The organism is Streptomyces sp. CA-106110 (genome assembly GCF_050936285.1).
Taxonomy (GTDB): Bacteria; Actinomycetota; Actinomycetes; order Streptomycetales; family Streptomycetaceae; genus Streptomyces.
In genome coordinates, this window is sequence record NZ_JBNJNB010000001.1 from 4,967,791 (window position 1) to 4,993,815 (window position 26,025).

The window sequence follows — 26,025 nt, forward strand, 5'->3', positions numbered from 1 at the left end:
CGCTTCGGTCTTTCCGGGGCCGGCCGGTCCTGCCGGTCCCGGGCGCCACGTTCAGCGGACGGACACGGTGACGACCGACTCGGACCGGGGGTGGTTCGACACGACGCCGAGCACCCCGCACACGCCGACGTGAACAGGCGGCGCGCCTGCGCGCCGAACGTCGACAGCACGGTGAGGAACGGGCTCCCGTCCCCGGAGCACACCGAGCGCGGCCGCAGCGGCCTCGACCGGACCGCGACGGGTGCGGCGCTCGGCCCCCGTGGGCGACGGCGCCGCGGACGGCCCATGACCGTGTCACGTTCGCTTCGCGTGCGGCGCAGCCCGGACGTGCGACCGGCGTGCATCAGCGGGCGTGGCGGCCCGGGGGCCGCCACGCCGTCAGCGGCGGCGCAGGTCCGCGACGCGTGCGCGGTCTCCGTTGGGCGGTTCCCCGAGGACCGTGGTCGCGCTGCGCAACTGCGGTGCGCCGGAGGTCACCTGGCTGCGGCGCGGGCCGGGCAGAGGCACCTCCCGGCGCGGCTGACGCCCTGCCGGGACCGGATCGCCGCCGGCCGATGCGGCGCTCGACGCCCCGGCGACCGCGATCTGCACACCCTGGTCGGCCAGGGCCTGCAGCTCGGTGGCCGCACGGTCGTCGTGCGGAGGGGGCTCGTCCGTCACCAGCCGGGTGATCAGGTCCGTCGGCACGGTCTGGAACATCGTGTCCGTGCCGAGCTTGGTGTGGTCGGCGAGGACGACGACCTCCGCGGCCGCCTGCACCAGCGCCCGGTCGACGGACGCCGACAGCATGTTCGACGTGGACAGTCCGCGCTCGGCGGTGAGCCCGCTCCCGGACAGGAACGCACGGGAGACCCTGAGTCCCTGGAGGGACTGTTCGGCGCCGCTGCCGACGAGGGCGTAGTTGGAGCCGCGCAGAGTGCCACCGGTCATCACGACCTCGACACGATTGGCGTGGGCCAACGCCTGGGCCACCAGCAGCGAGTTGGTGACGACGGTCAGTCCCGGCACCCGAGCGAGCCGACGCGCCAGCTCCTGCGTCGTGGTCCCCGCCCCGACCACGATGGCTTCGCCCTCTTCGACGAGGCCCGCGGCGAGATCGGCGATGGCGGTCTTCTCTGCGGTCGCGAGATGTGATTTCTGCGGAAAGCCGGACTCCCGCGTGAACCCGCCCGGCAATACCGCACCGCCGTGCCGGCGGTCGAGGAGTCCTTCGGCCTCAAGCGCGCGCACGTCCCGCCGTACGGTCACTTCGGAGGTCTGGACGACGCGGGCGAGCTCACGGAGCGACACGGCCCCGTTCGCTCGCACCATTTCGAGGATCAATTGACGACGTTCTGCAGCGAACACGAAACTGACAGTAACCCCAACGACCGTCTGCTTTCAGCAGTTTGCGCCGAATAACAGAAGTTGTTCGCACAGTGCTACCGGAGGTGGTATACGCGCCTACGCCCGCCGACTATGCCGCACGCACCGTCGGCCACTCCCCGTGATGGGTCCCGTGACCGGTCACGTGCACATACGTGAGACCGGTGACCGCTCGTCGGGGGGCGTCAGAGCTCGATGCCCGCCTTCCGGGTATGCAACTGCCGTGCCACCTCTGCGATCGAGCCCGACAGCGACGGGTACACGGTGAAGGCGTTCGCGATCTGCTCCACCGTCAGATTGTTGTCGACCGCGATCGAGACGGGATGGATCAGCTCGGAAGCGCGCGGAGCGACCACCACACCGCCGACCACGATCTCGGTGCCGGGACGGCAGAAGATCTTGACGAACCCGTCACGGATGCCCTGCATCTTGGCCCGCGGGTTACGCAGCAGGGGCAGCTTGACGACCCGGGCGTCGATCTTGCCCGCGTCGACGTCGGCCTGGGTGTAGCCGACGGTGGCGATCTCCGGGTCCGTGAACACGTTCGAGGAGACCGTCTTGAGGTTGAGCGGGGTCACCGCGTCGCCGAGGAAGTGGTACATGGCGATGCGTCCCTGCATGGCGGCGACCGAGGCGAGCGCGAAGACACCCGTCACGTCACCGGCCGCGTAGACGCCCGGAGCGGTCGTGCGGGAGACCTTGTCGGTCCAGATGTGCCCGGACTCGCGGAGCTTGACCCCGGCCTCCTCCAGACCGATCCCGCTGGTGTTGGGGATGGCGCCGACGGCCATGAGGCAGTGCGAGCCGGTGATCACGCGCCCGTCGGCCAGAGTGACCTCGACCCGGTCCCCGACGCGCTTGGCGGACTGTGCGCGCGAGCGGGCCATGACGTTCATTCCGCGCCGGCGGAAGACGTCCTCGAGGACGGCCGCGGCGTCCGGGTCCTCGCCCGGCAGCACCCGGTCGCGCGAGGAGACGAGAGTGACCTTGGAGCCGAGCGCCTGATAGGCGCCGGCGAACTCGGCGCCGGTGACACCCGAGCCGACCACGATGAGCTCCTCGGGCAGCTCGTCGAGGTCGTAGACCTGGGTCCAGTTGAGGATCCGCTCGCCGTCGGGCTGGGCGTCGGGCAGCTCGCGCGGGTGGCCGCCGGTGGCGATGAGCACGGCGTCGGCGGTGAGGGTCTCCTCGCTGCCGTCGGCGGCGCGCACGACGACCTTGCGGGACCCGTCCAGGCCCTGCATGCCCTCCAGCCGGCCCCGTCCGCGCATGACCCGGGCACCGGCCCTCGTCACGGACGCGGTGATGTCGTGGGACTGGGCGAGCGCGAGCCGCTTCACCCGGCGGTTCACCTTCCCCAGATCGACCCCGACCACCCGGGCGGCCTGCTGGAGGGGAGGGGTGTCGTCGGCGACGATGATGCCGAGCTCTTCGTACGACGAATCGAAGGTGGTCATCACCTCGGCCGTAGCGATGAGCGTCTTCGACGGCACGCAGTCGGTGAGCACCGACGCCCCGCCCAGACCGTCGCAGTCGACGACGGTCACCTCCGCGCCGAGCTGCGCGGCCGCCAGCGCCGCTTCGTATCCGCCGGGTCCGCCACCGATGATCACGATCCGAGTCACGTACTCCATTGTCCCGCACGCCCGCGTCCGGCTCCGCCCCGGGGGCCGGGCGGCGGGGCATCTGTTGCAGGAGAGGCGGAGAGAGAGCTGTCGTACCCTCGACAGCATGTCGCTCTATGCCGCGTACGCCGGCAACCTCGACGCGCGGCTGATGACCCGCCGCGCACCGCACTCGCCGCTGCGCGCTACGGGCTGGCTCAATGGCTGGCGGCTGACCTTCGGGGGCGAGCACATGGGCTGGGAGGGCGCTCTCCCGACGATCGTCGAGGACCCGTTGTCGCAGGTCTTCGTCGCGCTGTACGACATCGCCCCGATGGACGAGGAGTCCGTGGACCGCTGGGAGAGCGTGGGGCTCGAGATCTACCGCCGGCTACGGGTCCGCGTCCACACCCTGGACGGCGAGGAGTCGGCCTGGACCTATGTCCTGAACGGCTACGAGGGCGGACTGCCCTCGGCCCGCTACCTGGGCGAGATCGCGGACGCCGCGGAGTCGGCCGGGGCGCCGCACGATTATGTGATGGAGCTGCGCAAGAGGCCCTGCTGACCCGTACGGCGCCTACCATTGGGCTGAACGACGCACGAACGGGAGAGCGCGTCATGGCCCCCATCGCCACCTACGACGTCTATTACACCGAGCAGGCCGCCGCGGCTCGCGACCGGCTCGACGACCCACAGCGCGCCGCGTTCGACAAGGGCATCTCCCTGCTGGCCCGGGACCCCTTCCTCCCGGTGTCCCGCCCCATAAGCTCCACCGGGGACGACCGCACGATCCGGCTCACCCAGAACATCCTGGTGGAGTACACGGTGAGCCGGGGCCGGCTGCTGATCTTCATCGTCGAGGTGTTCAACGACAAGGACGTCCTCATCGCGGAATAGTGCGGATCCAGCCGATCCCACGGATCCCCGCCGACGCCTCGCCGGGCCTCTGACGCACCACACCTTCGGCTCTCTTCGCCTTGCTTCGTCGGAAACGACAAGACAACGATCGCATTCCCGTGACCTCCGTCATCTACGCGCGTAGGCCCGGACCGGCTACCCTCATGCGCGTGAACGCATCTCTTCTTCCGGACGACATCCAGGGCGACCCCTACGCCGCCGCCGACGCCGCCGCCGCACGGCTGCGTGAGCTGACGGGTGCCGAGACCCATGACGTCGCCCTTGTGATGGGCTCCGGCTGGGCTCCGGCCGTCGACGCCCTCGGCCAGGCAGACGCAGAGTTCCACGTCACCGAACTGCCCGGCTTCCCGCCGCCGGCCGTCGAGGGCCACGGCGGCAAGATCCGCTCGTACCGGATCGGCGAAAAGCGGGCCCTGGTGTTCCTGGGCCGGACGCACTACTACGAGGGCCGCGGGGTCGCCGCCGTCGCGCACGGCGTCCGCACGGCCGTCGCCGCAGGCGCCAAGACCATCGTGCTCACCAACGGCTGCGGCGGCCTGCGCGACACCATGCGTCCCGGGCAGCCGGTCCTGATCAGCGACCACATCAACCTGACGGCGACCTCCCCGATCGTCGGCGCCAACTTCGTCGATCTGACCGACCTGTACTCCCCGCGCCTGCGCACGCTGTGCAAGGAGATCGACCCCTCGCTCGAGGAGGGCGTCTACGCGCAGTTCACCGGTCCGCACTACGAGACCCCGGCGGAGATCCGCATGGCCCGCGTCATCGGCGCGGACCTGGTGGGCATGTCCACGGTTCTCGAGGCGATCGCCGCGCGTGAGGCCGGTGCCGAGGTCCTCGGTATCTCCCTGGTGACGAACCTGGCCGCCGGCATGACGGGCGAGCCGCTGAACCACGAGGAAGTCCTCCAGGCGGGCCGGGACAGCGCCGCCCGCATGGGGACGCTGCTGGCCCAGGTCCTGAATCGGCTGTAGGACGCCGCCTGCCCGGGCGGATGCCGGCCGGGGCGCCCCCGGTCTCCGGAAGAACGGGGTGCGCCCGGCCCCGGGCCGAGGGCACCGGGCCGGACGCCGAACCGGTGCCGTCCGCGCCGACCGGTGCTGGACTGGACGGGGAGAACCGGTGTCGCCCGCTGTGTCCGCAGACGGCCGCAGAGCATCATCCTCCGCATGGGACGGCTTCACCCGCCCGAGGACGGACCCTTCCCGATCCGCCCCCGGCACGGCCGAGGCCCGGCTCCCGCACGACCACACAACGAGAGGTTGACCCGACGTGCACGACGAACTCATCGCACGGGCCAAGGCGTGGCTGGCCGAGGACCCCGACGCGGAAACCCGTGAGGAACTCGCCAAGCTCATCGACGCCGAGGACCACATCGAGCTCGCGGCACGCTTCGGCGGCACCCTCCAGTTCGGCACCGCGGGTCTGCGCGGAGAACTCGGCGCGGGCCCGATGCGCATGAACCGGGTCGTGGTCATCCGCGCCGCCGCCGGCCTCGCCGCCTACCTCAAGTCCAAGGGGCAGTCCGGCGGCCTGGTCGTCATCGGCTACGACGCCCGCCACAAGTCCGCCGACTTCGCCCGGGACACCGCGGCCGTCATGACGGGTGCAGGCCTGCGCGCGGCCCTGCTCCCCCGCCCGCTGCCCACGCCGGTGCTCGCGTTCGCCATCCGGCACCTCGGCGCGGTCGCCGGTGTGGAGGTCACCGCCAGCCACAACCCGCCCCGGGACAACGGCTACAAGGTCTACCTCGGCGACGGCTCCCAGATCGTGCCGCCCGCCGACGCCGGGATCGCGGCGGAGATCGAGGCGATCGCCACCATCGGCTCGGTCCCCCGCGCGGAGCGCGGCTGGGACACGCTCGACGACAGCGTCCTGGATGCCTACCTCGCCCGGACGGACGACGTCCTCGCCCCGGACTCCCCCCGGACCGCCCGCACCGTCTACACGGCGATGCACGGCGTCGGCAAGGACGTGCTCCTCGCCGCCTTCGCCCGGGCCGGCTTCCCGGCGCCGGCCCTCGTCGCCGAACAGGCCGAACCTGACCCGGACTTCCCGACCGTGGCCTTCCCCAACCCGGAAGAGCCCGGCGCCATGGACCTCTCCTTCGCCAAGGCCCGCGAGACGGATCCCGACCTCGTCATCGCCAACGACCCCGACGCCGACCGCTGCGCCGTGGCCGTCAAGGACGGCGGGAACTGGCGGATGCTGCGCGGCGACGAGGTGGGCGCCCTGCTCGCCGCACATCTGGTCCGCCGCGGGGTCACCGGCACCTTCGCCGAGTCCATCGTCTCCTCCTCCCTCCTCGGCCGTATCGCCGAGAAGGCGGGCCTGCCGTACGAGGAGACCCTCACCGGCTTCAAGTGGATCGCCCGCGTCGAGGGGCTGCGCTACGGCTACGAGGAGGCGCTCGGTTACTGCGTCGACCCCGAGGGAGTGCGCGACAAGGACGGCATCACGGCCGCACTCCTGATCACCGAACTGGCGTCCACACTGAAGGAGCAGGGCCGCACCCTCCTCGACCTGCTCGACGACCTCGCCGTCGAGCACGGCCTGCACGCCACGGACCAGCTCTCGGTCCGCGTCGAGGACCTGTCGGTCATCGCGGACGCCATGCGGCGCCTGCGTGAGCAGCCCCCGGCGCGGCTCGGCGGGCTGACGGTGACGACAGCCGAGGACCTGACGCGGGGCACGCGGACGCTCCCGCCGACCGACGGGCTGCGGTACACCCTCGAGGGTGCGCGGGTCGTCGTCCGGCCGAGCGGCACCGAGCCCAAGCTCAAGTGCTACCTGGAGGTCGTCGTGCCGGTCGGCTCCCGGGAGGGGCTGGACGCCGCGCGGGCCGAGGCCGCGGAACTGCTCGCCGCCGTCAAACGGGATCTTGCGGCTGCCGCGGGGATCTGAACGCCGGTCGGAGCTTCGCTCCCGGCACCGGCCACATCAAGACCACGGAACGGCCGGACCCGGGTCGCCCTGCGGGGCGGTCCCGGGTCCGGCCGTTCCGGCTTGTCCTGCGCCGCTCAGCCGGCCGGCGTGACGGGGGTCGCGACGGTGTCCCCGGGGGCCGGGCATTCGGTGCCGGACGGGGTGGGTTCAGGGCTGTCGGTGGAGGCGGGGGGCGTCGTGGCACCGGGGCACGACGGGGCGTCGGTCGACGGCTCGGGGGCCGGAGGCGTCTGGGACGCGGGGGGTTCGGTACCGCCGTCGCTGGGCGTGACGGCCGGGGTTTCGGTGGGGGTCTCGGTGGGAGTCGGCTCGTGGGTCGGCTCCGGGGTCGGGGTGGGGCTCGCGCTCACGGTCGCCGAGGGGGACGCGGAGGGGGACGCGGAGGGGGACGCCGACCGGGTAGGCCTTACCGGCGGCGGCGTGGCACCACCGTGGTGGGGGGCGTCGCCGCTGCGGTCCGGCGCCGCACCCGGGCGCCGGATCTCGCCCACGGGCCGCGTGGCCGGGGTGTCGCTGCCCGCTCCGGGGCTGCGCGGGACGACCCCCTTGCCGTCCGGGACGGTGTGCACTCCGCGGAGGTAGTACTCCATCCAGCCCAGGACGAGGTTGAGGTAGTCGCGCGAGTAGTTGTAGCTGAGGATCGCCCGCTCCAGGCCGGCCGCGGTGCCGAGGTCGCGCTCGCCGGCGCACAGGTAGTGGCCTGCGGCCAGGGCGGCGTCGTAGATGTTGTTCGGGTTCGCGACGCCGTCGCCGTTGCCGTCGGCGCCCCAGTGCTTCCAGGTGGACGGCAGGAACTGCATGGGGCCCACCGCCCGGTCGTAGACCCGGTCGCCGTCCCAGACGCCGTTCTCGGTGTCCCGTATCAGGGCGAAGCCGTTGCCGTCGAGCGCCGGTCCGGTGATCCGGGTGAGGGTGTCGCCGTTGGCGGCGACGGCGCCGCCGCTCGCCTGCCCCGACTCGACCTTGCCGATCGCGGCGAGAAGCTGCCACTGCAGACGGCAGCCCGGGTCGGTGTGCCGGACCGACGCCTCGGCGCGCCGGTAGGCGGCCAAGACGCTCGCCGGCAGCCCGGACTCGGCCGCGACGTGCTGCGCCGAGGAATGGGTGGCCGCGTCGCCCCACAGCTTCCCGGCCGCGGACACGCCCCGCAGCGGGGGCAGTTCGACATGGTAGGAGTCGTCGCCCTGCGAGGGGACGTCCGGGAGCGGGGTGTCGACGGACACGAATCCGCCGGGCACGCTCATGCTGTCGTCCTTCTTGGGCGCGCGGACGAGGCCCGGCGCCTGGGAGCCGGTGAGCAGGACCGTCGTGGCCGTGGCGACCGCGACGGCGGCCGTACCGCGCAGGCCGCGCCGGGAGCGCAGCCGGGCGCCCACTGTGCGGAAAGGTCTCGTGGGCGGACGGGACATGAGGACTCTCCTGACAGTCGGCCGGTACGGGACACCGGCGCCCGTGGCCCGAGCGGTCGCTCGGGCGGCGTGCGCGGTGCCGAGCGGGAGTTCGGGCGCACGGGGCTTGAGTGATCGGCTCCGATTGCGCCCCGACGCTAGCCAGCCGACGGCGACACCGGGGCGCCTAGCCCACTCCGCGAGGCGAAGTGGGGGTGAACAACGCGGTTACGGGGCACGCGGCCCCACAGCGGTCAGCCCGGGGACCGGGCGCCGGGCTCTGTCGGCGCATGGGCGATGCGGGGCGGCGGAAGCCACGGGCGCGCGCGATCACAAAGCGGCCGGGCAGAGGCCGGGCCTCCGCCCGGCAGCCGGACAAGGCCGACAGCCCCGCCGCGCAGCGCTTCAGGCAGGATCAGCCCATCGCCAGCAGGATCGCCAGCAGGATCGCGCCTGCCACCGCCGGGCCCATCACCTCGTACGCCCAGCGGACACTCGGCTCACCCTGGGCCCGCTCGGACGCCCCATGGGTGTCGGCCAGTTCGCGCAGGTCGTCCATGGTCCGGTCGGCCTGGGCGCGGAACACCTCGGTGGGGGCGGCGGAGCCACTGCGCGCACCCCTCGCCGGACCGGCCGGCGCAGTGCCCTGGCGGTCCCCGGCGGACTGCCGCGCCGTCTGCCGCGCCGCCTTCTTGCGCGCGCGCAGCGAGACGGGAAGCGCCCACAGCTGGTACTTGTCGCCCGACGTGGCGACGACCTCGTTCGAGTAGCCGGAGCGCAGCGAGCCGACCGAGCCCCAGGGCAGCACGATCACCCGGAACGGGTTGCGGATGCGCAGCCGCTCGTTGTTCGCGAACACGGCCGGGCGCAGAGTGAAGGCGGTGACCATCGGGATCGCGAGGAGCAGTGCGGCAAGCGCCAGCCAGGGCGTACGGCCGTGCCCGGAGACCAGCGCGTCGATGCCGAGCCACAGCACGATGGCGAGCAGCAGCACGCCGGCCGCGATACCGGCGGGCGACCGGTGGACCCGGTCCGGGGACTCGGGTGCCGAGGGGTCCGGCGCGGGCGGCTGGTGATCCGGGGTCGTCATGAGACCGATTCTGCACGACGGGCGCCTCCGGTTCCGTAGCCGGTCCTCGGCCGTGGTCTGTGTGGTACGCCACGGCCCTCGGACCGCATCGGAAGTGTTCGGGGGCTGTACAGCAGCTACGCGCGTAGATATGCTCGCCTGGTGACCATGCCCACCTCTGCACCCAAGCTCTCGACTCCGCGCGAGCAGGCTGGTACCCCCACCGCTCTCGCGGACGTCACCGCATCCGACAGTACGCTGCGCCGCTTCCTCCACGGACTGCCCGGCGTCGACACGGTCGGCCTGGAGGCGCGTGCCGCCTCGCTCGGCACCCGCTCCATCAAGACCACCGCGAAGGCGTACGCCATCGACCTGGCCATCTCGATGGTCGACCTGACGACGCTGGAAGGCGCGGACACCCCGGGCAAGGTCCGGGCGCTCGGCGCCAAGGCGGTCCACCCCGACCCGACGGACCGTACGACCCCCACGACGGCGGCAGTCTGCGTCTACCCCGACATGGTGGCCGTCGCCAAGGAGGCCGTCGCCGGCTCCGGCGTGAAGGTCGCCTCCGTCGCCACCGCCTTCCCGGCGGGCCGCGTCGCGCTCGAGGTGAAGCTCGCCGACGTGCGCGAGGCCGTGGCCGCGGGCGCGGACGAGATCGACATGGTCATCGACCGCGGCGCGTTCCTCGCCGGCCGGTACATGAAGGTGTACGACGAGATCGTCGCCGTGAAGGAGGCCTGCGGGACGTCCGCCCGGCTGAAGGTCATCTTCGAGACCGGCGAGCTGTCGACGTACGACAACATCCGGCGGGCGAGCTGGCTCGGCATGCTGGCCGGGGCCGACTTCATCAAGACGTCGACGGGCAAGGTGGCGGTGAACGCCACGCCCGCGAACACCCTCCTCATGCTGGAGGCCGTGCGCGACTTCCGTGCGCAGACCGGCGTCCAGGTCGGTGTGAAGCCGGCCGGCGGCATCCGCACCTCGAAGGACGCCGTCAAGTTCCTGGTCCTGGTCAACGAGACCGCCGGCGAGGACTGGCTGGACAACCACTGGTTCCGCTTCGGCGCCTCCTCGCTCCTGAACGATCTGCTGATGCAGCGCCAGAAGCTGGCCACCGGCCGCTACTCCGGTCCCGACTACGTGACGGTGGACTGATCCCCCATGGCTTTCGAATACGCACCCGCACCCGAGTCCCGCGCGATCGTCGACATCGCGCCCTCGTACGGCCTGTTCATCGACGGCGAGTTCGCGGAAGCGGCCGACGGCAAGGTCTTCAAGACGGTCAGCCCGTCCACCGAGGAGGTCCTCTCCGAGGTCGCCCAGGCCGGCGAGGCGGACGTGGACCGCGCCGTGAAGGCCGCCCGCAGGGCGTTCGAGAAGTGGTCGGCGCTGCCCGGCGCCGAGCGCGCCAAGTACCTGTTCCGCATCGCCCGCATCATCCAGGAGCGCAGCCGTGAGCTGGCGGTCCTGGAGACGCTGGACAACGGCAAGCCGATCAAGGAGACGCGCGACGCCGACCTCCCCCTGGTCGCCGCGCACTTCTTCTACTACGCCGGCTGGGCCGACAAGCTCGGCCACGCGGGCTTCGGCTCCGACCCGAAGCCGCTGGGCGTCGCGGGTCAGGTCATCCCGTGGAACTTCCCGCTGCTGATGCTGGCGTGGAAGATCGCCCCGGCGCTCGCGACCGGCAACACGGTCGTCCTGAAGCCCGCGGAGACCACTCCCCTGTCGGCGCTGTTCTTCGCGGACGTCTGCCGCCAGGCGGGGCTGCCCAAGGGCGTCGTCAACATCCTGCCGGGATACGGCGACGCGGGCGCCGCGCTGGTCGCGCACCCGGACGTGAACAAGGTCGCCTTCACCGGCTCCACGGCGGTCGGCAAGGAGATCGCGCGCACGGTCGCGGGCACGAAGAAGAAGCTCACCCTCGAACTGGGAGGCAAGGGCGCCAACATCGTCTTCGACGACGCGCCCCTGGACCAGGCCGTCGAGGGCATCGTGAACGGCATCTTCTTCAACCAGGGCCAGGTCTGCTGCGCGGGCTCCCGCCTCCTGGTGCAGGAGTCGATCCAGGACGAGCTGCTGGAGTCCCTGAAGCGCAGGCTCTCGACCCTCCGTCTCGGCGACCCGCTCGACAAGAACACCGACATCGGCGCGATCAACTCCGCCGAGCAGCTGGCCCGGATCACCGCGCTCGCCGAGCAGGGCGAGGCGGAGGGCGCCGAGCGCTGGTCCCCCGCCTGCGAACTCCCCGCGTCCGGCTACTGGTTCGCCCCGACGCTGTTCACCAACGTCACCCAGGCGCACACCGTCGCCCGCGACGAGATCTTCGGCCCTGTGCTGTCCGTCCTGACCTTCCGTACGCCCGACGAGGCGGTCGCCAAGGCGAACAACACCCCGTACGGACTGTCCGCCGGCATCTGGACGGAGAAGGGTTCCCGGATCCTGGCCGTCGCGAACAAGCTGCGCGCCGGTGTCGTCTGGTCCAACACGTTCAACAAGTTCGACCCGACCTCGCCGTTCGGCGGCTACAAGGAGTCGGGCTTCGGCCGCGAGGGCGGCCGCCACGGCCTGGAGGCGTACCTCGATGTCTGAGAAGTCCGAGAAGACCGAGCAGCGGCTCGGCGTCTTCAAGACCTACAAGCTGTACATCGGCGGGAAGTTCCCGCGTTCCGAGAGCGGCCGGGTGTACGAGGTGACCGACTCCAAGAGCAGCTGGCTGGCCAACGCCCCGCTCTCCTCCCGCAAGGACGCCCGTGACGCGGTCGTGGCCGCGCGCAAGGCGTTCGGCGCCTGGTCGGGTGCGACCGCGTACAACCGCGGCCAGATCCTCTACCGCATCGCCGAGATGCTGGAGGGCCGCCGCGAGCAGTTCGTGCGCGAGGTGGCCGACGCGGAGGGTCTGTCGAAGTCCAAGGCGGCCGCCGTCGTCGACGCGGCGATCGACCGCTGGGTCTGGTACGCGGGCTGGACCGACAAGATCGCCCAGGTGGTCGGCGGCGGGAACCCCGTGGCGGGCCCGTTCTTCAACCTCTCCTCCCCGGAGCCGACCGGTGTGGTCGCGGTCCTCGCCCCCCAGGAGTCGTCCTTCCTGGGCCTCGTCTCGGTGGTCGCCCCGGTGATCGCGACCGGCAACACGGCGGTCGTCGTCGCGAGCGAGAAGTCCCCGCTCCCGGCGCTCTCCCTCGGCGAGGTCCTGGCCACGTCCGACCTGCCGGGCGGGGTCGTCAACGTCCTCTCCGGCCGCACGGCGGAGATCGCGGCCCCGCTGGCCGCGCACCAGGATGTCAACGCGATCGACCTGGCCGGCGCCGACGACGTCCTGGCGAAGGAACTGGAGATCGCGGCGGCAGACAACCTCAAGCGCGTCCTTCGTCCACAGCCTGTGGATTACGCGGCGACCCCGGGGACCGACCGCATGACGGCCTTCCTGGAGACCAAGACCGTCTGGCACCCGACCGGTGCACTGGGCGCGTCCGGCTCGTCCTACTGACACCCAAAAGCGGCAGAGCCGCGCTTCCCCGCCGTCCAGGGGAAGCGCGGCTCTGTGACGCTCCGGCGCCGGTCGGACAGATGCTCAGTGCACCGCCCCGAGCACTTGTCCGACCAACGGGATGCTGCCGAACGACTGCGCCTGGGCCACCGGCCGGGTCAGGGCCGTCGAGGACAGCGGCTTGAAGTCGGCCACCTGGGTGCCGACTCCGTTGTCGAGCGGGTCGACGCCCGTACCGGCCAGCGGGTTGGGCTTGAGGCCCGCGAGGGGACCGGTGGCGTGTCCCACCGCCCCCGTCAGGGCCGGCAGCGCCGCCTGTGGGTCGGCGTGACCGAGCGACGCGGGCCGGGTGCGCATCACGTCCAGGACCGGTCCGGTGTCCGCCGATGCCGTGGCCGCGCCCGCCCCCAGTGCGGCACCCGTAGTCGCGAGGGCGACCAGGACCCGCCGAGCGGTGGGGTTCTTGGGCGAGGCGTGTCGTGCCATGGCTGCTGCCACCTTCTCCATGCTCAGGGTAATCATGTCGGCACACAGGGTAGTTGAGGTGTGATGTGCGCTCCAACGCCGACCCGCGGGGTCGGCGCGGTGTCCGCGATGCGTCAGACTGGTGTCCCATGAGTGTCCACCCACCGGCCCCCGCCCGCGTCGTGCTGCTCTGCGGCCCCTCCGGCTCCGGCAAGTCCCTTGTCGCCGCGCTCTCCGGTCTGCCCGTGCTGCGGCTCGACGACTTCTACAAGGAGGGCGACGACCCCACCCTCCCGCTGGTGGAGGGGAGTTCGGACATCGACTGGGACCACCCGGACTCATGGGACGCGGACGTCGCGGTCGCGGCCATCGCCGAACTGTGCGCCACCGGCCGTACGACGGTGCCGGTGTACGACATCTCGCTCAGCGCGCGGACCGGCGAGGAGACGCTGAGCATCGGCCGTACGCCAGTCTTCGTCGCAGAGGGAATCTTCGCCGCCGAGGTCGTGCAGCGCTGCCACGAACTCGGCCTCCTGGCCGACGCGCTGTGCCTGACCCGCGGTCCCTTCGCCACGTTCCGCCGCCGCTTCGTGCGCGACCTCAAGGAGGGCCGCAAGTCGGTCCCGTTCCTGCTGCGCCGCGGCTGGCGGCTGATGCGCGCCGAGCGGTCGATCGTCGCCCGCCAGAGCGCGCTCGGCGCACACGCCTGCGACCGGGACGAGGCGTTGAGCCGGCTGGCGGCAGCGGCGGCGGGCCGGCGTGCGGCGGCGCTGAACACCGCGGCCATCGGCTGAGGAACCACACGGCGGGCAGCCGCGTCCGCGAGGACGGCGACGACTCAGGCGCCGAAAAACGGTTCAGGCGCAAAAAGGGAGAAGCGGGACTGGAAGGACCCCCGACCCCCCAGTCCCGCTTCTCCTACTCCCCCGTGTTCCCCCGTGGTGGTGCTTCCCCGTGATCCCCCAGCGGTCCCGTCGGCTCCCCCGAGATGCCGGAACCGCTCCCCCGTGTTTCCCCCGATCCCTCAGGCGACGAGCTCGCCGAAGGACTCCTCCTCGTCACGACCGAAGCTGAGGACCTCGTCCTCGCGCAGCCGGCGGAGCGACCGCCAGATGCTGGACTTCACCGTGCCGACGCTGATGTCGAGGATCTCCGCGATCTCCGGGTCCGTGCGGCCCTCGTAGTAGCGCAGGACCAGCATGGTGCGCTGGAGCTCGGGCAGCCGGGCCAGCGCCTGCCACAGGACGGCGCGCAGTTCGGTGCCGCGCATCGCGTCCGTGTCGCCGGCGGTCTCCGGCAGCTCCTCGGTCGGGTACTCGTTCAGCTTGCGCCGGCGCCACGCGCTGATGTGCAGGTTCGTCATGGTCCGCCGCAGGTAGCCGCCCACGGCGGCCTTGTCGCTGATCCGGTCCCAGGCCTTGTAGGTCGAGAACAGCGCGCTCTGCAGCAGGTCCTCGGCCTCGAAGCGGTCGCCGGTCAGGTGGTACGCGGTTGCGTACAGGGAGGTGCGGCGCTCCTCGACGTAGGCGGTGAACTCCGCCTCCGCCGCCGAACGACGCTCCCCCGAGGCCTCCCCGTACGCGGCTCCCCCGTGAGCCTCCCCCGTGTGTGCGTCGACCACCGCCATGTAGGGCTGGTGCCCCGGCTGTGCGGCCACGGTGTACGCACGCCCGGTGCCGCGAGCGCACCCCCGCCCGCTCACCGCCCCGGACTTCTCGGAACCCCGGGTCACATCGTGCAGGCGCGTGACCACTGCGCTGGGAACAGTGCCGTGCAGCGTGTTCATCTCGTGCCCCCCGTCATGGACTTTCGGTGTTCTGTCTTGCTTCCTTGCCTGTGCCGAAAAGCTTGCCCGGGCCACTTCATGGCCGTGTCCGTCGACTGTCACAGACCTGTCACAGGGGCTGCCCGCGGCCGCGTCACGGCACCGGCACGGACGAGAGTGGTATGACCACGCGGCCGCACCGCCGGGCGACGCCTCGAACGGCGCTGGAACGCAGGTGGCGGGGCCTGCCGCTGCCGAAGTTGGCAGGAGGTCGAAAGACGGCCGGGGCATGGGCCAGAATGACACCCGTGCCTTCCCTGTTGCTGATCGAGGACGACGACGCCATCCGGACGGCCCTGGAGCTCTCTTTGACGCGCCAGGGACACCGTGTGGCCACCGCTGCCACCGGCGAGGACGGTCTGAAGCTGCTGCGCGAGCAGCGGCCGGATCTGATCGTCCTGGACGTGATGCTGCCCGGCATCGACGGGTTCGAGGTGTGCCGGCGCATCCGGCGCACCGACCAGCTGCCGATCATCCTGCTCACCGCACGCAGCGACGACATCGACGTCGTGGTCGGCCTGGAGTCCGGCGCCGACGACTACGTGGTCAAGCCCGTGCAGGGGCGGGTCCTGGACGCCCGGATCCGGGCCGTGCTGCGGCGCGGCGAGCGGGAGGCCAGCGACTCGGCGACGTTCGGCAACCTCGTCATCGACCGGTCGGCGATGACGGTGACCAAGAACGGCGAGGACCTCCAGCTCACCCCGACCGAGCTGCGGCTGCTCCTGGAGCTGAGTCGGCGGCCCGGGCAGGCGCTGTCCCGGCAGCAGTTGCTGCGGCTGGTGTGGGAGCACGACTACCTGGGCGACTCACGCCTCGTCGACGCGTGCGTGCAGCGGCTGCGCGCCAAGGTCGAGGACGTCCCGTCCTCCCCCACGCTGATCCGTACGGTCCGCGGCGTCGGGTACCGGCTGGACGCTCCTCAGTGACCGATCCGCACGGGGGACTCCGCGGCTGGGCCGCGGAACGCAGGACCGCAGTGTCACGACTTCGCTTCACCAGCCTCAGACTGCGCCTCGTCGTCGTCTTCGGGCTGGTTGCGCTCACCGCCGCCGTGTCGGCGTCCGGCATCGCGTACTGGCTCAACCGCGAGGCCGTCCTCACCCGCACCCAGGACGCGGTGCTGCGCGACTTCCAGCAGGAGATGCAGAACCGCGCCGGCTCGCTCCCGGTGCACCCGACGCAGGACGAACTCCAGTACACCGCTGGGCAGATGGCGAACAGCAGCCAGCGCTTCAGCGTGCTCCTGGTCGCCACGGACGAACGGGGCAGGACCGTCGTCGGCAACTCCGACCTGGACACCTTCACCCTGGAGGACGTGCCCGCGTCGCTGCAGAAGGCGGTGAACAAGCAGCAGGCGGTGTCGTCCACCAACAAGTACGCCTACCACCTGTACTGGCAGCGGATCGTCGACGGCGGCAAGCCCTACCTGGTGGGCGGCGCGAAGGTGATCGGCGGCGGCCCGACCGGCTACATGCTCAAGTCCCTGGAGCCGGAGGCCAAGGACCTCAACTCGCTGGCCTGGTCCCTCGGCATCGCCACCGGCCTCGCGCTGATCGGCTCGGCGCTGCTCGCGCAGGCCGCCGCGACGACCGTGCTGAAACCGGTGCACCGCCTCGGCATCGCCGCCCGGCGCCTCGGCGAAGGCAAGCTGGACACCCGGCTGCGCGTCTCCGGCACCGACGAACTGGCCGAGCTGTCCCGGACGTTCAACCGCGCCGCCGAGTCCCTGGAGAAGACGGTCGCGGACATGAGCTCCCGCGACGAGGCCTCCCGCCGCTTCGTCGCCGACATGTCCCACGAACTGCGCACCCCCCTCACCGCGATCACGGCTGTCACCGAGGTCCTGGAGGAGGAGCTGGACGCCGAGACGGGCGGCATCGACCCGATGATCGAGCCCGCGGTACGGCTCGTGGTCAGCGAGACCCGGCGGCTGAACGACCTCGTCGAGAACCTGATGGAGGTCACCCGCTTCGACGCGGGCACGGCCCGGCTGGTGGTGGACAACGTGGACATCGCCGATCAGATCACCGCGTGCATCGACGCGCGCGCCTGGCTGGACGCCGTCGAGCTGGACGCGGAGCGGGGCATCATGGCCCGCGTCGATCCGCGTCGCCTGGATGTGATCCTGGCGAACCTGATCGGCAACGCGCTCAAGCACGGCGGATCGCCGGTGCGGGTCTCGGTCCGCGAGGAGGACGAGGAGCTCGTCATCGATGTGCGGGACCACGGTCCCGGCATCCCCGAGGACGTCCTGCCGCATGTCTTCGACCGCTTCTACAAGGCGAGCGCCTCACGTCCGCGCTCCGAGGGCAGCGGCCTGGGTCTGTCCATCGCGCTGGAGAACGCGCACATCCACGGCGGCGAGATCACCGCCGCCAACTCCCCCGACGGCGGGGCGGTGTTCACGCTGCGCCTGCCGCGGGACACGTCGCCGCTGATCGAGGAGGAGAACGGGAACGGAAAGGGCAGGAAGGGGAACGCACGATGAGAAGACATGGCGCACGCTCCTGGCTCGCCGTTCCGCTGCTGGCCGCGCTGCTGGCCGGCTGCGGCATCCGCTCCACGCAGGTGCCGACGGACTTCGGCCCGGCCCCGTCCCGTGTGCCCTGTGCCCTCTCCGGTGCGGACCTGTCCGCGCAGGCGGGTCGTGGCATACCCGTGCAGGTCTTCCTGCTGTGCGCCTCGCAGCTGGTGACGGTGGACCGTTCCGTGCGGATACCCGACGGTACGGCGGAGGCCGAGCGCCGGGTGCTGGTGGCCCAGGGCCTGCTCGGCCAGCTCGCCGCCAGGCCGTCCGCCGCGGAGAAGCAGGCGGGCTACACCACGGACGTGGCCGCGGGCATCAAGGTCACCGGGGCGCGCGACAGGGACCCGGAGAACACATTCCGGCTGAGCGTGCGGGTGCAGGACCTCACCCCGTACGCCCTCGCGCAGATCGTCTGCACGTTCGCCGACTCGGAGGCGACCGCCGCCGACGACGGGACGGTCGTGCTCGGCGGGCCGGACGTCCTGCCGCTGCGCCGCTACTCGTGCACGCCCGAGGTACGTTCCCGTCCGGGCAGCGAGGAACCGCCGTCCAGCGACGTGACCCCGTCCTGACCGCCTCATCACGTCCTGGCCCGGCGTCGGACCGGCCTGAGCCTCCCCACTCCGTCCTGGCCCGGCGCCGGACCGGCCTGAACCACCCCACCCCGCCCGGCCCGGCGCCGGACCGGCCTGAACCACCCCACCCCGCCCGGCCCGGCGCCGGACCGGCCTGAACCACCCCACCCCGCCCGGCCCGGCGCCGGATCGGCCACCGCATCCGGGCGCTCTCTGCCCGGCACAGGAGGGAACCGTTCACACGTCGCGGTGAATGCCGGAACCGGAAGTGCCGCACCCCGCGTCTAGGGGGGCGTGCAGCGTCAAGGCTCAACCGGCGGCAGCGCCGCGATCAGCATCCGTGTGGCAGGGGGTCTCCTCCTCGTCGCACACCTCGCGTTCGTCGCCTGGATCACGCTGCGCCCCCTGGACGTGCCCTGGGTGAGGCCCGCCAACCTGCATCCGTTCGCCAGCATCAGGGCCGATCTCGCACTGGGCGGGCCGGAGGCAGTCCGCAGCATCGGCAAGGGGCTCGCGCTGCTCGCTCCGCTCGGGGTGCTGCTGCCCATGGCGAGCGGCAGGCTCCATGTGTCGCCGCTCGCCTCGCTGGCCCGTACGGTCGCCGCGGGCACCCTGATCTCACTCGGCATCGAACTGCTGCAGACCGGGGTGCCGGGGCAGGTCCCCGACATCGACGCGATCCTGCTCAGCACGGTCGGCGTGGCCCTGGCCCATCTGCTGGTCGTGCCCGCGGCCCGGTACCGGCTCCGCCGCCGGGTCGAGTACCGGCGCCGGGCGGCCCTCCCCCGGGAGGAGCCGGCTCAGGGGCGGACCCCGACGATTCCCAGGGTCGGAATAGCCCCGTAGAGCGACGCTTCGCCCCTTTCATCCTCGTAGCGTGGAACACGTCGAAAGCGCCGAGGACTTCGCCACCGCCGAGAACAGCGACACGGCCGGAGCCCGCCGCCGACCGGGCGTCCCGGCAACCGCCGGGACCGGACTCACGGCCACGGTTCGCGAAGGAGCCACCATGACCACCCTTGCACGCCCCACGGACGGGCGGATGATCGGCGGAGTGTGCGCAGCTCTGGCGCGGCGCTTCAGCACCTCCGCGACCACGATGCGCGTGGTCTTCCTGCTCTCGTGCCTGCTCCCCGGCCCCCAGTTCCTGCTCTACATAGCGCTGTGGATCCTGTTCCCCTCGGAGGAGAAGTCGGGCACACGCCCGGCCTGGTGACACCGGTCCAGGCAGCGACACGCCGATGGGGCGCCCCGGAACCGGGGCGCCCCATCGGCGTACTGCGGGCGGACGGCCTCAGCCGAGCGGGATCCCGTTCACCGGCAGGCCGTGCGTGGGCAGTCCCTTGACCGGAAGACCGCCGAGCAGCCCGGCGACCGGCGCGGCGGCCGGACCGTCGGCGACGACCTTGTGGGCGACCGGCTGGGCGGCGGCCACCGCGCCGCCGAGCGCATTCTGACCCTGGCCGAGGGCCTCACCCGTGCCCGGCACGATTCCGCTGAGGTCGCCCACCGGCAGCGCCTGGGTGACGGTGTCCAGTCCGGCGACGTTCGGCACGGCGGGGGCGGCGGGGGCTGCGCTCGCCACACCCGCGCCCGCGGCGGCGAAGGCGGCACCGAGCGCGGCGACACCGAGGGTCTTGGCAGCAGACTGCTTCATGATGAATGCGCCCTTCGTCCGATGACGGGGATCTGAGCGATCCAAAACCGTAAACACGCGCATCACGGGTCCGCAAACATGCAAAAGCGGCCGGGACCTCGGCTCCCGGCCGCTCCGCAAACGAATACGTCAGCTCTCCGACGGCTCAGAACCGCTGGTGGAGGCGGTCTGCTGGAACAGCCATTCGGACTTCAATTCGGCGTAGCCCGGCTTGATGACGTCATTGATCATCGCCAGTCGTTCATCGAAAGGAATGAATGCTGACTTCATAGCATTGACCGAGAACCATTGAAGATCATCGAGCGTATAACCGAATGCCTCGACCAGGTGGTCGAATTCCCGGCTCATGCTCGTCCCCGACATCAGCCGGTTGTCCGTGTTCACCGTGGCCCGGAAGTGCAGCCGCCGCAGCAGCCCGATGGGGTGGTCGGCGTAGGAGTCGGCGGCGCCGGTCTGCAGGTTCGAGCTGGGGCAGAGCTCCAGCGGGATGCGCTTGTCGCGTACGTAGGAGGCGAGGCGGCCGAGCTTCACCGAGCCGTCCTCGAGCACCTGGATGTCGTCGATGATGCGCACCCCGTGCCCGAGCCGGTCGGCACCGCACCACTGCAGTGCCTGCCAGATGGACGGCAGCCCGAAGGCCTCGCCGGCGTGGATGGTGAAGTGGTTGTTCTCGCGCTTGAGGTATTCGAAGGCGTCGAGGTGCCGGGTGGGCGGGTAACCCGCCTCGGCACCGGCGATGTCGAAGCCGACCACCCCGAGGTCGCGGTAGCGGTTGGCCAGTTCGGCGATCTCCAGCGCGCGGGCCGCGTGCCGCATGGCGGTGAGGAGCGCGCCGACCCGGATGCGGTGACCGTTCGCCCTGGCCCGTCGCTCGCCCTCCCGGAAGCCCTCGTTGACGGCCTCGACGACCTCTTCGAGACTGAGCCCGCCCTCCAGGTGCTGCTCGGGGGCGTACCGCACCTCGGCGTAGACGACCCCGTCCGCGGCGAGGTCCTCGGCGCACTCGGCGGCCACGCGCACGAGCGCCTCGCGGGTCTGCATCACCGCGACGGTGTGCGAGAAGGTCTCCAGGTACCGCTCCAGGGACCCGGAGTCGGCGGCCTCACGGAACCAGATGCCGAGTTTGGCCGGGTCCGTCTCGGGGAGGTGGGCGTAGCCGGTGTCGAGGGCCAGATCGACGATCGTGCCGGGGCGCAGGCCCCCGTCGAGATGGTCGTGCAGCAGGACCTTGGGAGCCCGGCGGATCTGGTCCCCGGTCGGGGTGTTCTGGTGCTGGCTCGTCATTTCCGCACCATAGCCCCTACGCGCGTAGAACTGGACGGACGGCAGGGCGTCGATACGCAAAGGTGACCGGCGATACGGGTTTCGTACACCCTCGCTTCTGACACTGTTCTGTCATGGCACATCAAGCGACGCCGGTTCGCAGGGCCCGGCTGGGGAGGGCGCTCGGCCCGGAGCCGGCAGCGGTGAGCGGCGCGGTACTGCTGCTCCCGGGCGGCGACGAGGTCTCCGCCCGCAGACCGTCCCTCCTGATGGCCGCCGCCCCCGTGCGCGCGCTCGGCCGCCGACTGGCACGGGCCGGCCACGGTGAAGGCCTGGTCAGCCATGCGGTGCACTACCGCTACCGGGGCTGGAACGGCAGCGAGGCACATCTGGCACAGGACGCCGTCTGGGCCGCCGACGAGGTCGTACGCCGCTACGGCGACGTGCCGGTCTGCCTGGTCGGCGTCGGCATGGGCGGCCGGGCGGCGCTGCACGCGGCCGGGCACCCGGCCGTCAACTCCGTGCTGGCACTGGCCCCTTGGCTGCCCGAGGACGACATGGCGGCCTCACCCGAACCGGTGAAGCAGCTGGCCGGCCGGCAGGTGCTGATCGTGCACGGCACGAACGACGAACGCACGGACCCGGAGCTGTCCTTCCGGCTGGCGGAGCGGGCGAAGAAGGCGAACCGCGACATCTGCCGTTTCGAAGTGCACTCCGACGGCCACGCGTTGCACCAGTACCGGTCCGAAGTGCACGCGCTGGCCGAGGACTTCGTGATGGGCACGCTCTTCGGACGGGCCTTCTCCCGGCCGGTGCAGGACGCGCTGGCCGCTCCGCCGCCGCTGGGGTTGCGGATGCCGCTCGCGGCGGGGTTCGGACGGTCGCTGCGCCGACCCCCGGAATCCCGCTAGGGGCTACCGTCCGCACCGGCGCGGGGTCCGAGGCGCGCGGCTCCACAGTACGGGGCCCCGCGCAAGGGCGGCAGCACCGGAGGCAGTCGCCGCGCAGGCCCCCGGAGCCCCGCCAGGGGCTACCGTCCGCACCGGCACGGGTCCCGACGCGCCCGGCGCCACAGCACGGGGCCACGCGCAAGGGCGACGGCACCAGAGGCGGTCGCCGCACCGGCCCCCGGAGCCCCGCCAGGGGCTACCGTCCGCACCGGCACGGGTCCCGACGCGCCCGGCGCCACAGCACGGGGCCACGCGCAAGGGCGACGGCACCGGAGGCAGTCGCTCCACCGCGCGGGACGACACGCGAGGGCGGCGGGCGAGCCGCCGCGACGGCTCCGCGCCGTCAGTCCGGCAGCAGCCGTCCCCTCCTGGACAGCAGGAACTTCTTGAACGCCGCGACCGGGGGCGTGTCGACATGCCCCTCCAGCCAGGCGACACCGATCTCGCGGACCGCCCTGGGCGCGGTGACCGTCAACTCGGCCACCCCAGGGCGGGGCACCGCGGGCGGCGGCAGCAGTGCCACGCCCAGCCCCGCCGCGACCAGGCCGCGCAAGGTCTCCGCCTCCTCGCCCTCGAAGGCCACCCGCGGCGAGAACCCCGCCTGCCGGCACAGGTCGTCGGTCATCCGGCGCAGCCCGTATCCGGGTTCGAGGGTCACGAAGGTCTCGTCGGCGGCCTCGGCGAGGCGGATGCGCCTGCGGCCGGCGAGCCGGTGGTCGGCGGGCACCACGAGCCGCAGCTTCTGCTCGTCGATACGGCGGGCGACCAGACCCGGCTCGTCGGGCACCGGTGAGGTCAGGCACAGGTCCAACTCCCCCGCCCGGAGCTTCTCGAGCATCGCCTCGCCGTAGTTCTGGACGAGGCTGAAGCGGACGCGCGGATGATCGGCGCGGAAGGCGTGGAGCAGTCCGGGCACGGTCTCGGCGCCCATCGTGTGCAGAAAGCCGAAGGCGACCTTGCCGGCGGCCGGGTCGGCGTCCGCGCGCACCTCCTCGGCGGCCCGCTCGATCTCCGCCAGGGCACGCTCGACGGAGCCGAGGAACGTGCGGCCCGCCGGGGTCAGCGAGACGGTGCGGCCGCGGCGGGCGAACAGCTGGACGCCCAGGTCCTGTTCCAGCCGGACCAGCGCCCGGGACAGGGTGGACTGCGGAACCTGCATCTCCTGCGCGGCACGCGTGACGTGCTCGGTACGGGCCACGCCCGCGAAGTACACAAGGCGCGGCGCGAGCAGCGCGACGATGTCTACTCCATCACTTGTGTCACCGTACGGTGACAGGCCCTCGTCTGACCTCTGCTGATGCACCATGGGAACGATTATGGGGTTTCTGTGCATTGGACGGATGAGTGACGCGGTCCGTACGTTCGAACCATGCCTGCTGCCGATACCGGGGCGTCCACCATCGTGGGCGCCGATGCCACCACCCAGACCTCCGCCGACTCGCGGATGACTCCCGGCGGCCCCGGCTACCGCCGGATGAGCCTCGCCCTCTTCCTCGCCGGGGTGGCGACCTTCGCCCTCCTCTACTCCACGCAGGCCCTGCTGCCGCTCGTCTCCCGCGACTTCGGGGTGACGGCGAGCGCGGCGAGCTGGACGGTGTCGGGCGCGACGGGCGGACTGGCGCTCTTCGTGATCCCCATGAGCGCGCTCTCCGAGCGGTTCGGACGCCGTACGGTGATGACGGCGTCCCTGGCGGTCGCGGTGACGGTCGGACTGCTGGTCCCCTTCGCCCCCTCGCTCGGCGCACTGATCGCCTTGCGGGCGATCCAGGGCGCGGCGCTCGCGGGGCTGCCCGCGTCGGCGACGGCGTACCTGGCCGAGGAGGTCGGCCCCAAGGCGCTGATCACGGCGATCGGCCTGTTCGTGGCCGGCAACAGCGTCGGCGGGATGAGCGGGCGGGTGATCACCGGCTGGGTCGCCCAGGAATGGGGCTGGCGGGTGTCCGTCGGCACCATCGGCGTGATCGCGGTCGGCTGCGCGGTGGCCTTCCGGATTCTGCTCCCGGCGCCCAAGAACTTCAGGCCGGGCTCGCTGCGCCCCCGCGTGCTGGCCGGCGCGGTCCGCGACCATCTCGCCAACCCGCTGCTGCGCCGGCTGTACGCGATCGGCGCGCTGTTCATGACGGTCTTCGGCGGCGTCTACACGGTGATCGGCTACCGCCTGACGGAGCAGTTCGGCCTCCCGCAGGGCATCATCGGCTCGATCTTCCTGGTCTACCTGGTGGGTACGGCGTCGGCGTCGACGGCGGGCCGGCTGACGGCCCGGCTCGGCCGCCGTGGCGCGCTCTACCTGGCGGCAGGCACCACCACGTCGGGTCTGCTGCTGTCGCTGGCGCCCTCCCTGCTGCTGGTCCTGCTGGGCCTGGTGCTGATCACTGCGGGCTTCTTCGCGGGCCACGCGGTGGCGTCGTCGGCGGTGAGCCACACGGCCAAGCACGGGCGCGCCCAGGCCTCGGCGCTCTACCAGTCGGCGTACTACATCGGCTCCAGCACGGGCAGCACGCTCGGTGCGGTGGCCTTCCACGCGGTGGGCTGGGCCGGGACGGTGGGCATGGGCGTGCTGGCGGTACTGGGCGTGGTGACGATCACCCTGCTCGGATCCCGTGCGGCCCGCGCGGAGCGCCGGCTCGCAACGGCCTGATCCCGGGCCCGGGACGGTGACGCGTCTCCCCTGGCCGGCGCCGGTTGTCGGTGGTCGCGTATAGCGTCCGCGCGACAACTGGGCCGAGCAGGGAGTGTGTTCATGGAGTTCCGGGTCGACCGCCGAGTTCTCGCCGAGGCCGTGGGATGGGCGGCCCGTGTGCTGCCCGCGAGGACGCCGGTGCCGGTACTGGGCGGACTGCTGCTGGAGGCGACGGGCGGACGGCTGACCGTGTCGGGGTTCGACTTCGAGACGGCCGCGCGGATCGAGACCGCGGCGGAGACGGCGGCCGACGGCCAGGTGCTCGTGCTGGGGCGCAGGCTGCTGGACATCTGCCGCGTGCTGCCGGACGGTCAGGTGAGCTGTGCACTGGAGGGGACGCGGTTCACCGTGGAGGCCGGCGGCACGCGGTTCGGGCTGTCGACGCTGCCGCGGGAGGAGTACCCGGCGCTGCCGGTGCCTCCGGAGCCGTACGGAAGCGTGGACGCCGCCGCCTTCGCGACCGCCGTCGGCCAGGTCGCCGTGGCCGCCGGCCGCGACGACACCCTTCCCGCGCTCACCGGAGTACAACTGCGCCTGGACGGCGGGACGATGACGCTGGCCGCGTCGGACCGCTACCGGTACGCGGTACGGCGGCTGGGCTGGAAGCCGGAGGCCGTGGCCGCCGACGGCGCGGTGGAGGCCCTGCTGCCCGCGCGCCGCCTGCACGACGTCACGCGGTCGCTGGCCCGTTCCGGCCGGGTCCGCATCGGTCTGGCACCGGCGGACGGCGGGCTGATCGGCTTCGAAGGCGGCGGCATGCGGGCGGCGGTGCGGATGCTGGAGGGGCGGCTGCCGAAGTACGGGGCACTGTTCGACCTGGCGGGGGCCGCGACCGCCGAAGTGGAGTGCGGGGCGCTGGCGGAAGCGGTGCGCCGGGTCGCGGTGGTGGCAGAGGCGAACAGCCCGGTGCGGCTGGACTTCGCGGCCGACGGATCCGTGGTGCTGCGGGCGGGTTACGGGGACGACGACGCCGTGCAGCGGCTGCCGGCGACGCTGGACGGTGCGGAGGAGGTGTCCGTGGCCTTCAACCCGGGATATCTCCTGGAGGCGCTGACCTCCTTCGAGTCCCCGTGCGTCCGGATGGAGCTGCTCGGGCCGGGTCAGCGGGTGCTGCTCTCGGGGGCCGGGACCGGGGAAGCCGAGGCCGCCGACGCGCCGGAAGCCGCCCACCGGCATCTGCTGATGTCCGTGAAGCAACTGGTCTGAGCTGGGCTTTCGTGCACTTTGGGGGCCGTTGTCAGTGGCCTGCGGTAGCTTCCGGAGTGCTGGGGCGCGATGGCGCGCGACAGGAACGGCCACA

General features: G+C 72.0%; 25 protein-coding genes. 16 read left to right on the forward strand and 9 right to left on the reverse strand.

Annotated elements, in window-relative coordinates; genetic code table 11:
• Positions 1–378 precede the first annotated feature (378 nt).
• Both ACQEXA_RS22805 and ACQEXA_RS22810 read right to left on the reverse strand, forming a co-directional pair.
• Entirely contained in the window at positions 379–1,311 is a 933-nt protein-coding gene (locus ACQEXA_RS22805) for a DeoR/GlpR family DNA-binding transcription regulator (protein ID WP_432939500.1), read from the reverse strand.
• A 239-nt stretch (positions 1,312–1,550) separates the two neighbouring features.
• Positions 1,551–3,098 (reverse strand): NAD(P)H-quinone dehydrogenase, encoded by a 1,548-nt coding sequence (locus tag ACQEXA_RS22810; protein ID WP_432931815.1) that lies wholly within the window; start codon positions 3,096–3,098, stop codon positions 1,551–1,553.
• On the opposite strand from ACQEXA_RS22810, the gene ACQEXA_RS22815 reads away from it, so the two are divergent.
• From ACQEXA_RS22815 to ACQEXA_RS22830, 4 genes are all read left to right on the forward strand, one after another.
• Positions 3,097–3,534 carry a gamma-glutamylcyclotransferase gene (locus tag ACQEXA_RS22815; protein ID WP_432931813.1) on the forward strand — a complete coding sequence of 146 codons (438 nt, stop codon included), beginning with the start codon at positions 3,097–3,099 and terminating at the stop codon, positions 3,532–3,534. The genes ACQEXA_RS22810 and ACQEXA_RS22815 overlap by 2 nt on opposite strands.
• Before the next feature lie 53 nt (positions 3,535–3,587).
• Positions 3,588–3,866 carry a type II toxin-antitoxin system RelE family toxin gene (locus ACQEXA_RS22820; RefSeq protein WP_432931811.1) on the forward strand — a complete coding sequence of 93 codons (279 nt, stop codon included), beginning with the start codon at positions 3,588–3,590 and terminating at the stop codon, positions 3,864–3,866.
• 170 nt (positions 3,867–4,036) lie between these two features.
• Entirely contained in the window at positions 4,037–4,861 is an 825-nt protein-coding gene (locus tag ACQEXA_RS22825; RefSeq protein WP_359393706.1) for a purine-nucleoside phosphorylase, read from the forward strand.
• A 298-nt stretch (positions 4,862–5,159) separates the two neighbouring features.
• Positions 5,160–6,791, forward strand: coding sequence for a phospho-sugar mutase (locus ACQEXA_RS22830; RefSeq protein ID WP_432931808.1), 1,632 nt, complete (start codon positions 5,160–5,162; stop codon positions 6,789–6,791).
• Positions 6,792–6,907: 116 nt separating this feature from the next.
• On the opposite strand, the gene ACQEXA_RS22835 is transcribed toward ACQEXA_RS22830, so the two are convergent.
• Both ACQEXA_RS22835 and ACQEXA_RS22840 read right to left on the reverse strand, forming a co-directional pair.
• The gene (locus ACQEXA_RS22835; RefSeq protein ID WP_433130863.1) at positions 6,908–8,242 is read right to left on the reverse strand and encodes a hypothetical protein; all 1,335 of its coding nucleotides are present in this window, start codon (positions 8,240–8,242) and stop codon (positions 6,908–6,910) included.
• Positions 8,243–8,636: 394 nt separating this feature from the next.
• On the reverse strand, positions 8,637–9,311 hold the full coding sequence (locus ACQEXA_RS22840; RefSeq protein WP_432931804.1) for a PH domain-containing protein: 675 nt from the start codon (positions 9,309–9,311) through the stop codon (positions 8,637–8,639).
• Positions 9,312–9,458: 147 nt separating this feature from the next.
• Between ACQEXA_RS22840 and deoC the strand changes: the two genes are divergently transcribed.
• Genes deoC through ACQEXA_RS22855 form a run of 3 tightly spaced genes read left to right on the forward strand, consistent with a single transcriptional unit; the run spans position 9,459 to position 12,783 of the window.
• Positions 9,459–10,448 (forward strand): deoxyribose-phosphate aldolase, encoded by a 990-nt coding sequence (deoC, locus tag ACQEXA_RS22845; RefSeq protein ID WP_432939497.1) that lies wholly within the window; start codon positions 9,459–9,461, stop codon positions 10,446–10,448.
• Positions 10,449–10,454: 6 nt separating this feature from the next.
• On the forward strand, positions 10,455–11,885 hold the full coding sequence (locus ACQEXA_RS22850; protein ID WP_432931802.1) for an aldehyde dehydrogenase family protein: 1,431 nt from the start codon (positions 10,455–10,457) through the stop codon (positions 11,883–11,885).
• On the forward strand, positions 11,878–12,783 hold the full coding sequence (locus ACQEXA_RS22855) for an aldehyde dehydrogenase family protein (protein WP_432931800.1): 906 nt from the start codon (positions 11,878–11,880) through the stop codon (positions 12,781–12,783). The genes ACQEXA_RS22850 and ACQEXA_RS22855 overlap by 8 nt, the downstream gene beginning before the upstream one ends.
• A gap of 84 nt (positions 12,784–12,867) precedes the next feature.
• On the opposite strand, the gene ACQEXA_RS22860 is transcribed toward ACQEXA_RS22855, so the two are convergent.
• The gene (locus ACQEXA_RS22860) at positions 12,868–13,269 is read right to left on the reverse strand and encodes a hypothetical protein (protein ID WP_432939494.1); all 402 of its coding nucleotides are present in this window, start codon (positions 13,267–13,269) and stop codon (positions 12,868–12,870) included.
• Between the two features lie 128 nt (positions 13,270–13,397).
• Between ACQEXA_RS22860 and ACQEXA_RS22865 the strand changes: the two genes are divergently transcribed.
• The gene (locus ACQEXA_RS22865) at positions 13,398–14,042 is read left to right on the forward strand and encodes a uridine kinase family protein (RefSeq protein WP_433130865.1); all 645 of its coding nucleotides are present in this window, start codon (positions 13,398–13,400) and stop codon (positions 14,040–14,042) included.
• Between the two features lie 230 nt (positions 14,043–14,272).
• Here ACQEXA_RS22865 and ACQEXA_RS22870 read toward each other — a convergent pair whose 3' ends face one another.
• On the reverse strand, positions 14,273–15,034 hold the full coding sequence (locus tag ACQEXA_RS22870) for a SigE family RNA polymerase sigma factor (RefSeq protein ID WP_432931796.1): 762 nt from the start codon (positions 15,032–15,034) through the stop codon (positions 14,273–14,275).
• Between the two features lie 287 nt (positions 15,035–15,321).
• Between ACQEXA_RS22870 and afsQ1 the strand changes: the two genes are divergently transcribed.
• The 5 genes from afsQ1 (at position 15,322) to ACQEXA_RS22895 (ending at position 19,391) form a co-directional block, all read left to right on the forward strand.
• Entirely contained in the window at positions 15,322–15,999 is a 678-nt protein-coding gene (afsQ1, locus tag ACQEXA_RS22875) for a two-component system response regulator AfsQ1 (RefSeq protein WP_329505869.1), read from the forward strand.
• Positions 15,996–17,561 carry a HAMP domain-containing sensor histidine kinase gene (locus ACQEXA_RS22880; RefSeq protein ID WP_359393726.1) on the forward strand — a complete coding sequence of 522 codons (1,566 nt, stop codon included), beginning with the start codon at positions 15,996–15,998 and terminating at the stop codon, positions 17,559–17,561. The genes afsQ1 and ACQEXA_RS22880 overlap by 4 nt, the downstream gene beginning before the upstream one ends.
• Positions 17,558–18,172, forward strand: coding sequence for a hypothetical protein (locus ACQEXA_RS22885; RefSeq protein ID WP_432931793.1), 615 nt, complete (start codon positions 17,558–17,560; stop codon positions 18,170–18,172). Before ACQEXA_RS22880 ends, ACQEXA_RS22885 begins: the two co-directional genes overlap by 4 nt.
• A gap of 297 nt (positions 18,173–18,469) precedes the next feature.
• Entirely contained in the window at positions 18,470–19,021 is a 552-nt protein-coding gene (locus tag ACQEXA_RS22890) for a VanZ family protein (protein ID WP_432931791.1), read from the forward strand.
• A 163-nt stretch (positions 19,022–19,184) separates the two neighbouring features.
• The gene (locus ACQEXA_RS22895; RefSeq protein WP_432939491.1) at positions 19,185–19,391 is read left to right on the forward strand and encodes a PspC domain-containing protein; all 207 of its coding nucleotides are present in this window, start codon (positions 19,185–19,187) and stop codon (positions 19,389–19,391) included.
• A 78-nt stretch (positions 19,392–19,469) separates the two neighbouring features.
• Here ACQEXA_RS22895 and ACQEXA_RS22900 read toward each other — a convergent pair whose 3' ends face one another.
• Entirely contained in the window at positions 19,470–19,832 is a 363-nt protein-coding gene (locus ACQEXA_RS22900; RefSeq protein WP_432931789.1) for an ATP-binding protein, read from the reverse strand.
• Positions 19,833–19,961: 129 nt separating this feature from the next.
• Positions 19,962–21,116: an adenosine deaminase gene (locus tag ACQEXA_RS22905; RefSeq protein ID WP_432931787.1), complete on the reverse strand. Its 1,155-nt coding sequence runs from the start codon at positions 21,114–21,116 to the stop codon at positions 19,962–19,964.
• 113 nt (positions 21,117–21,229) lie between these two features.
• Here ACQEXA_RS22905 and ACQEXA_RS22910 point away from each other — a divergent pair, with 113 nt between their 5' ends.
• Entirely contained in the window at positions 21,230–22,006 is a 777-nt protein-coding gene (locus ACQEXA_RS22910; RefSeq protein WP_433130867.1) for an alpha/beta hydrolase, read from the forward strand.
• Positions 22,007–22,388: 382 nt separating this feature from the next.
• Here ACQEXA_RS22910 and ACQEXA_RS22915 read toward each other — a convergent pair whose 3' ends face one another.
• Complete coding sequence (locus ACQEXA_RS22915) at positions 22,389–23,351, reverse strand: LysR substrate-binding domain-containing protein (RefSeq protein WP_432931783.1); 963 nt, start codon at positions 23,349–23,351, stop codon at positions 22,389–22,391.
• A gap of 63 nt (positions 23,352–23,414) precedes the next feature.
• Here ACQEXA_RS22915 and ACQEXA_RS22920 point away from each other — a divergent pair, with 63 nt between their 5' ends.
• Positions 23,415–24,683: an MFS transporter gene (locus tag ACQEXA_RS22920; RefSeq protein ID WP_432931781.1), complete on the forward strand. Its 1,269-nt coding sequence runs from the start codon at positions 23,415–23,417 to the stop codon at positions 24,681–24,683.
• 102 nt (positions 24,684–24,785) lie between these two features.
• On the forward strand, positions 24,786–25,931 hold the full coding sequence (dnaN, locus tag ACQEXA_RS22925) for a DNA polymerase III subunit beta (protein ID WP_432931779.1): 1,146 nt from the start codon (positions 24,786–24,788) through the stop codon (positions 25,929–25,931).
• Positions 25,932–26,025: the final 94 nt, after the last annotated feature.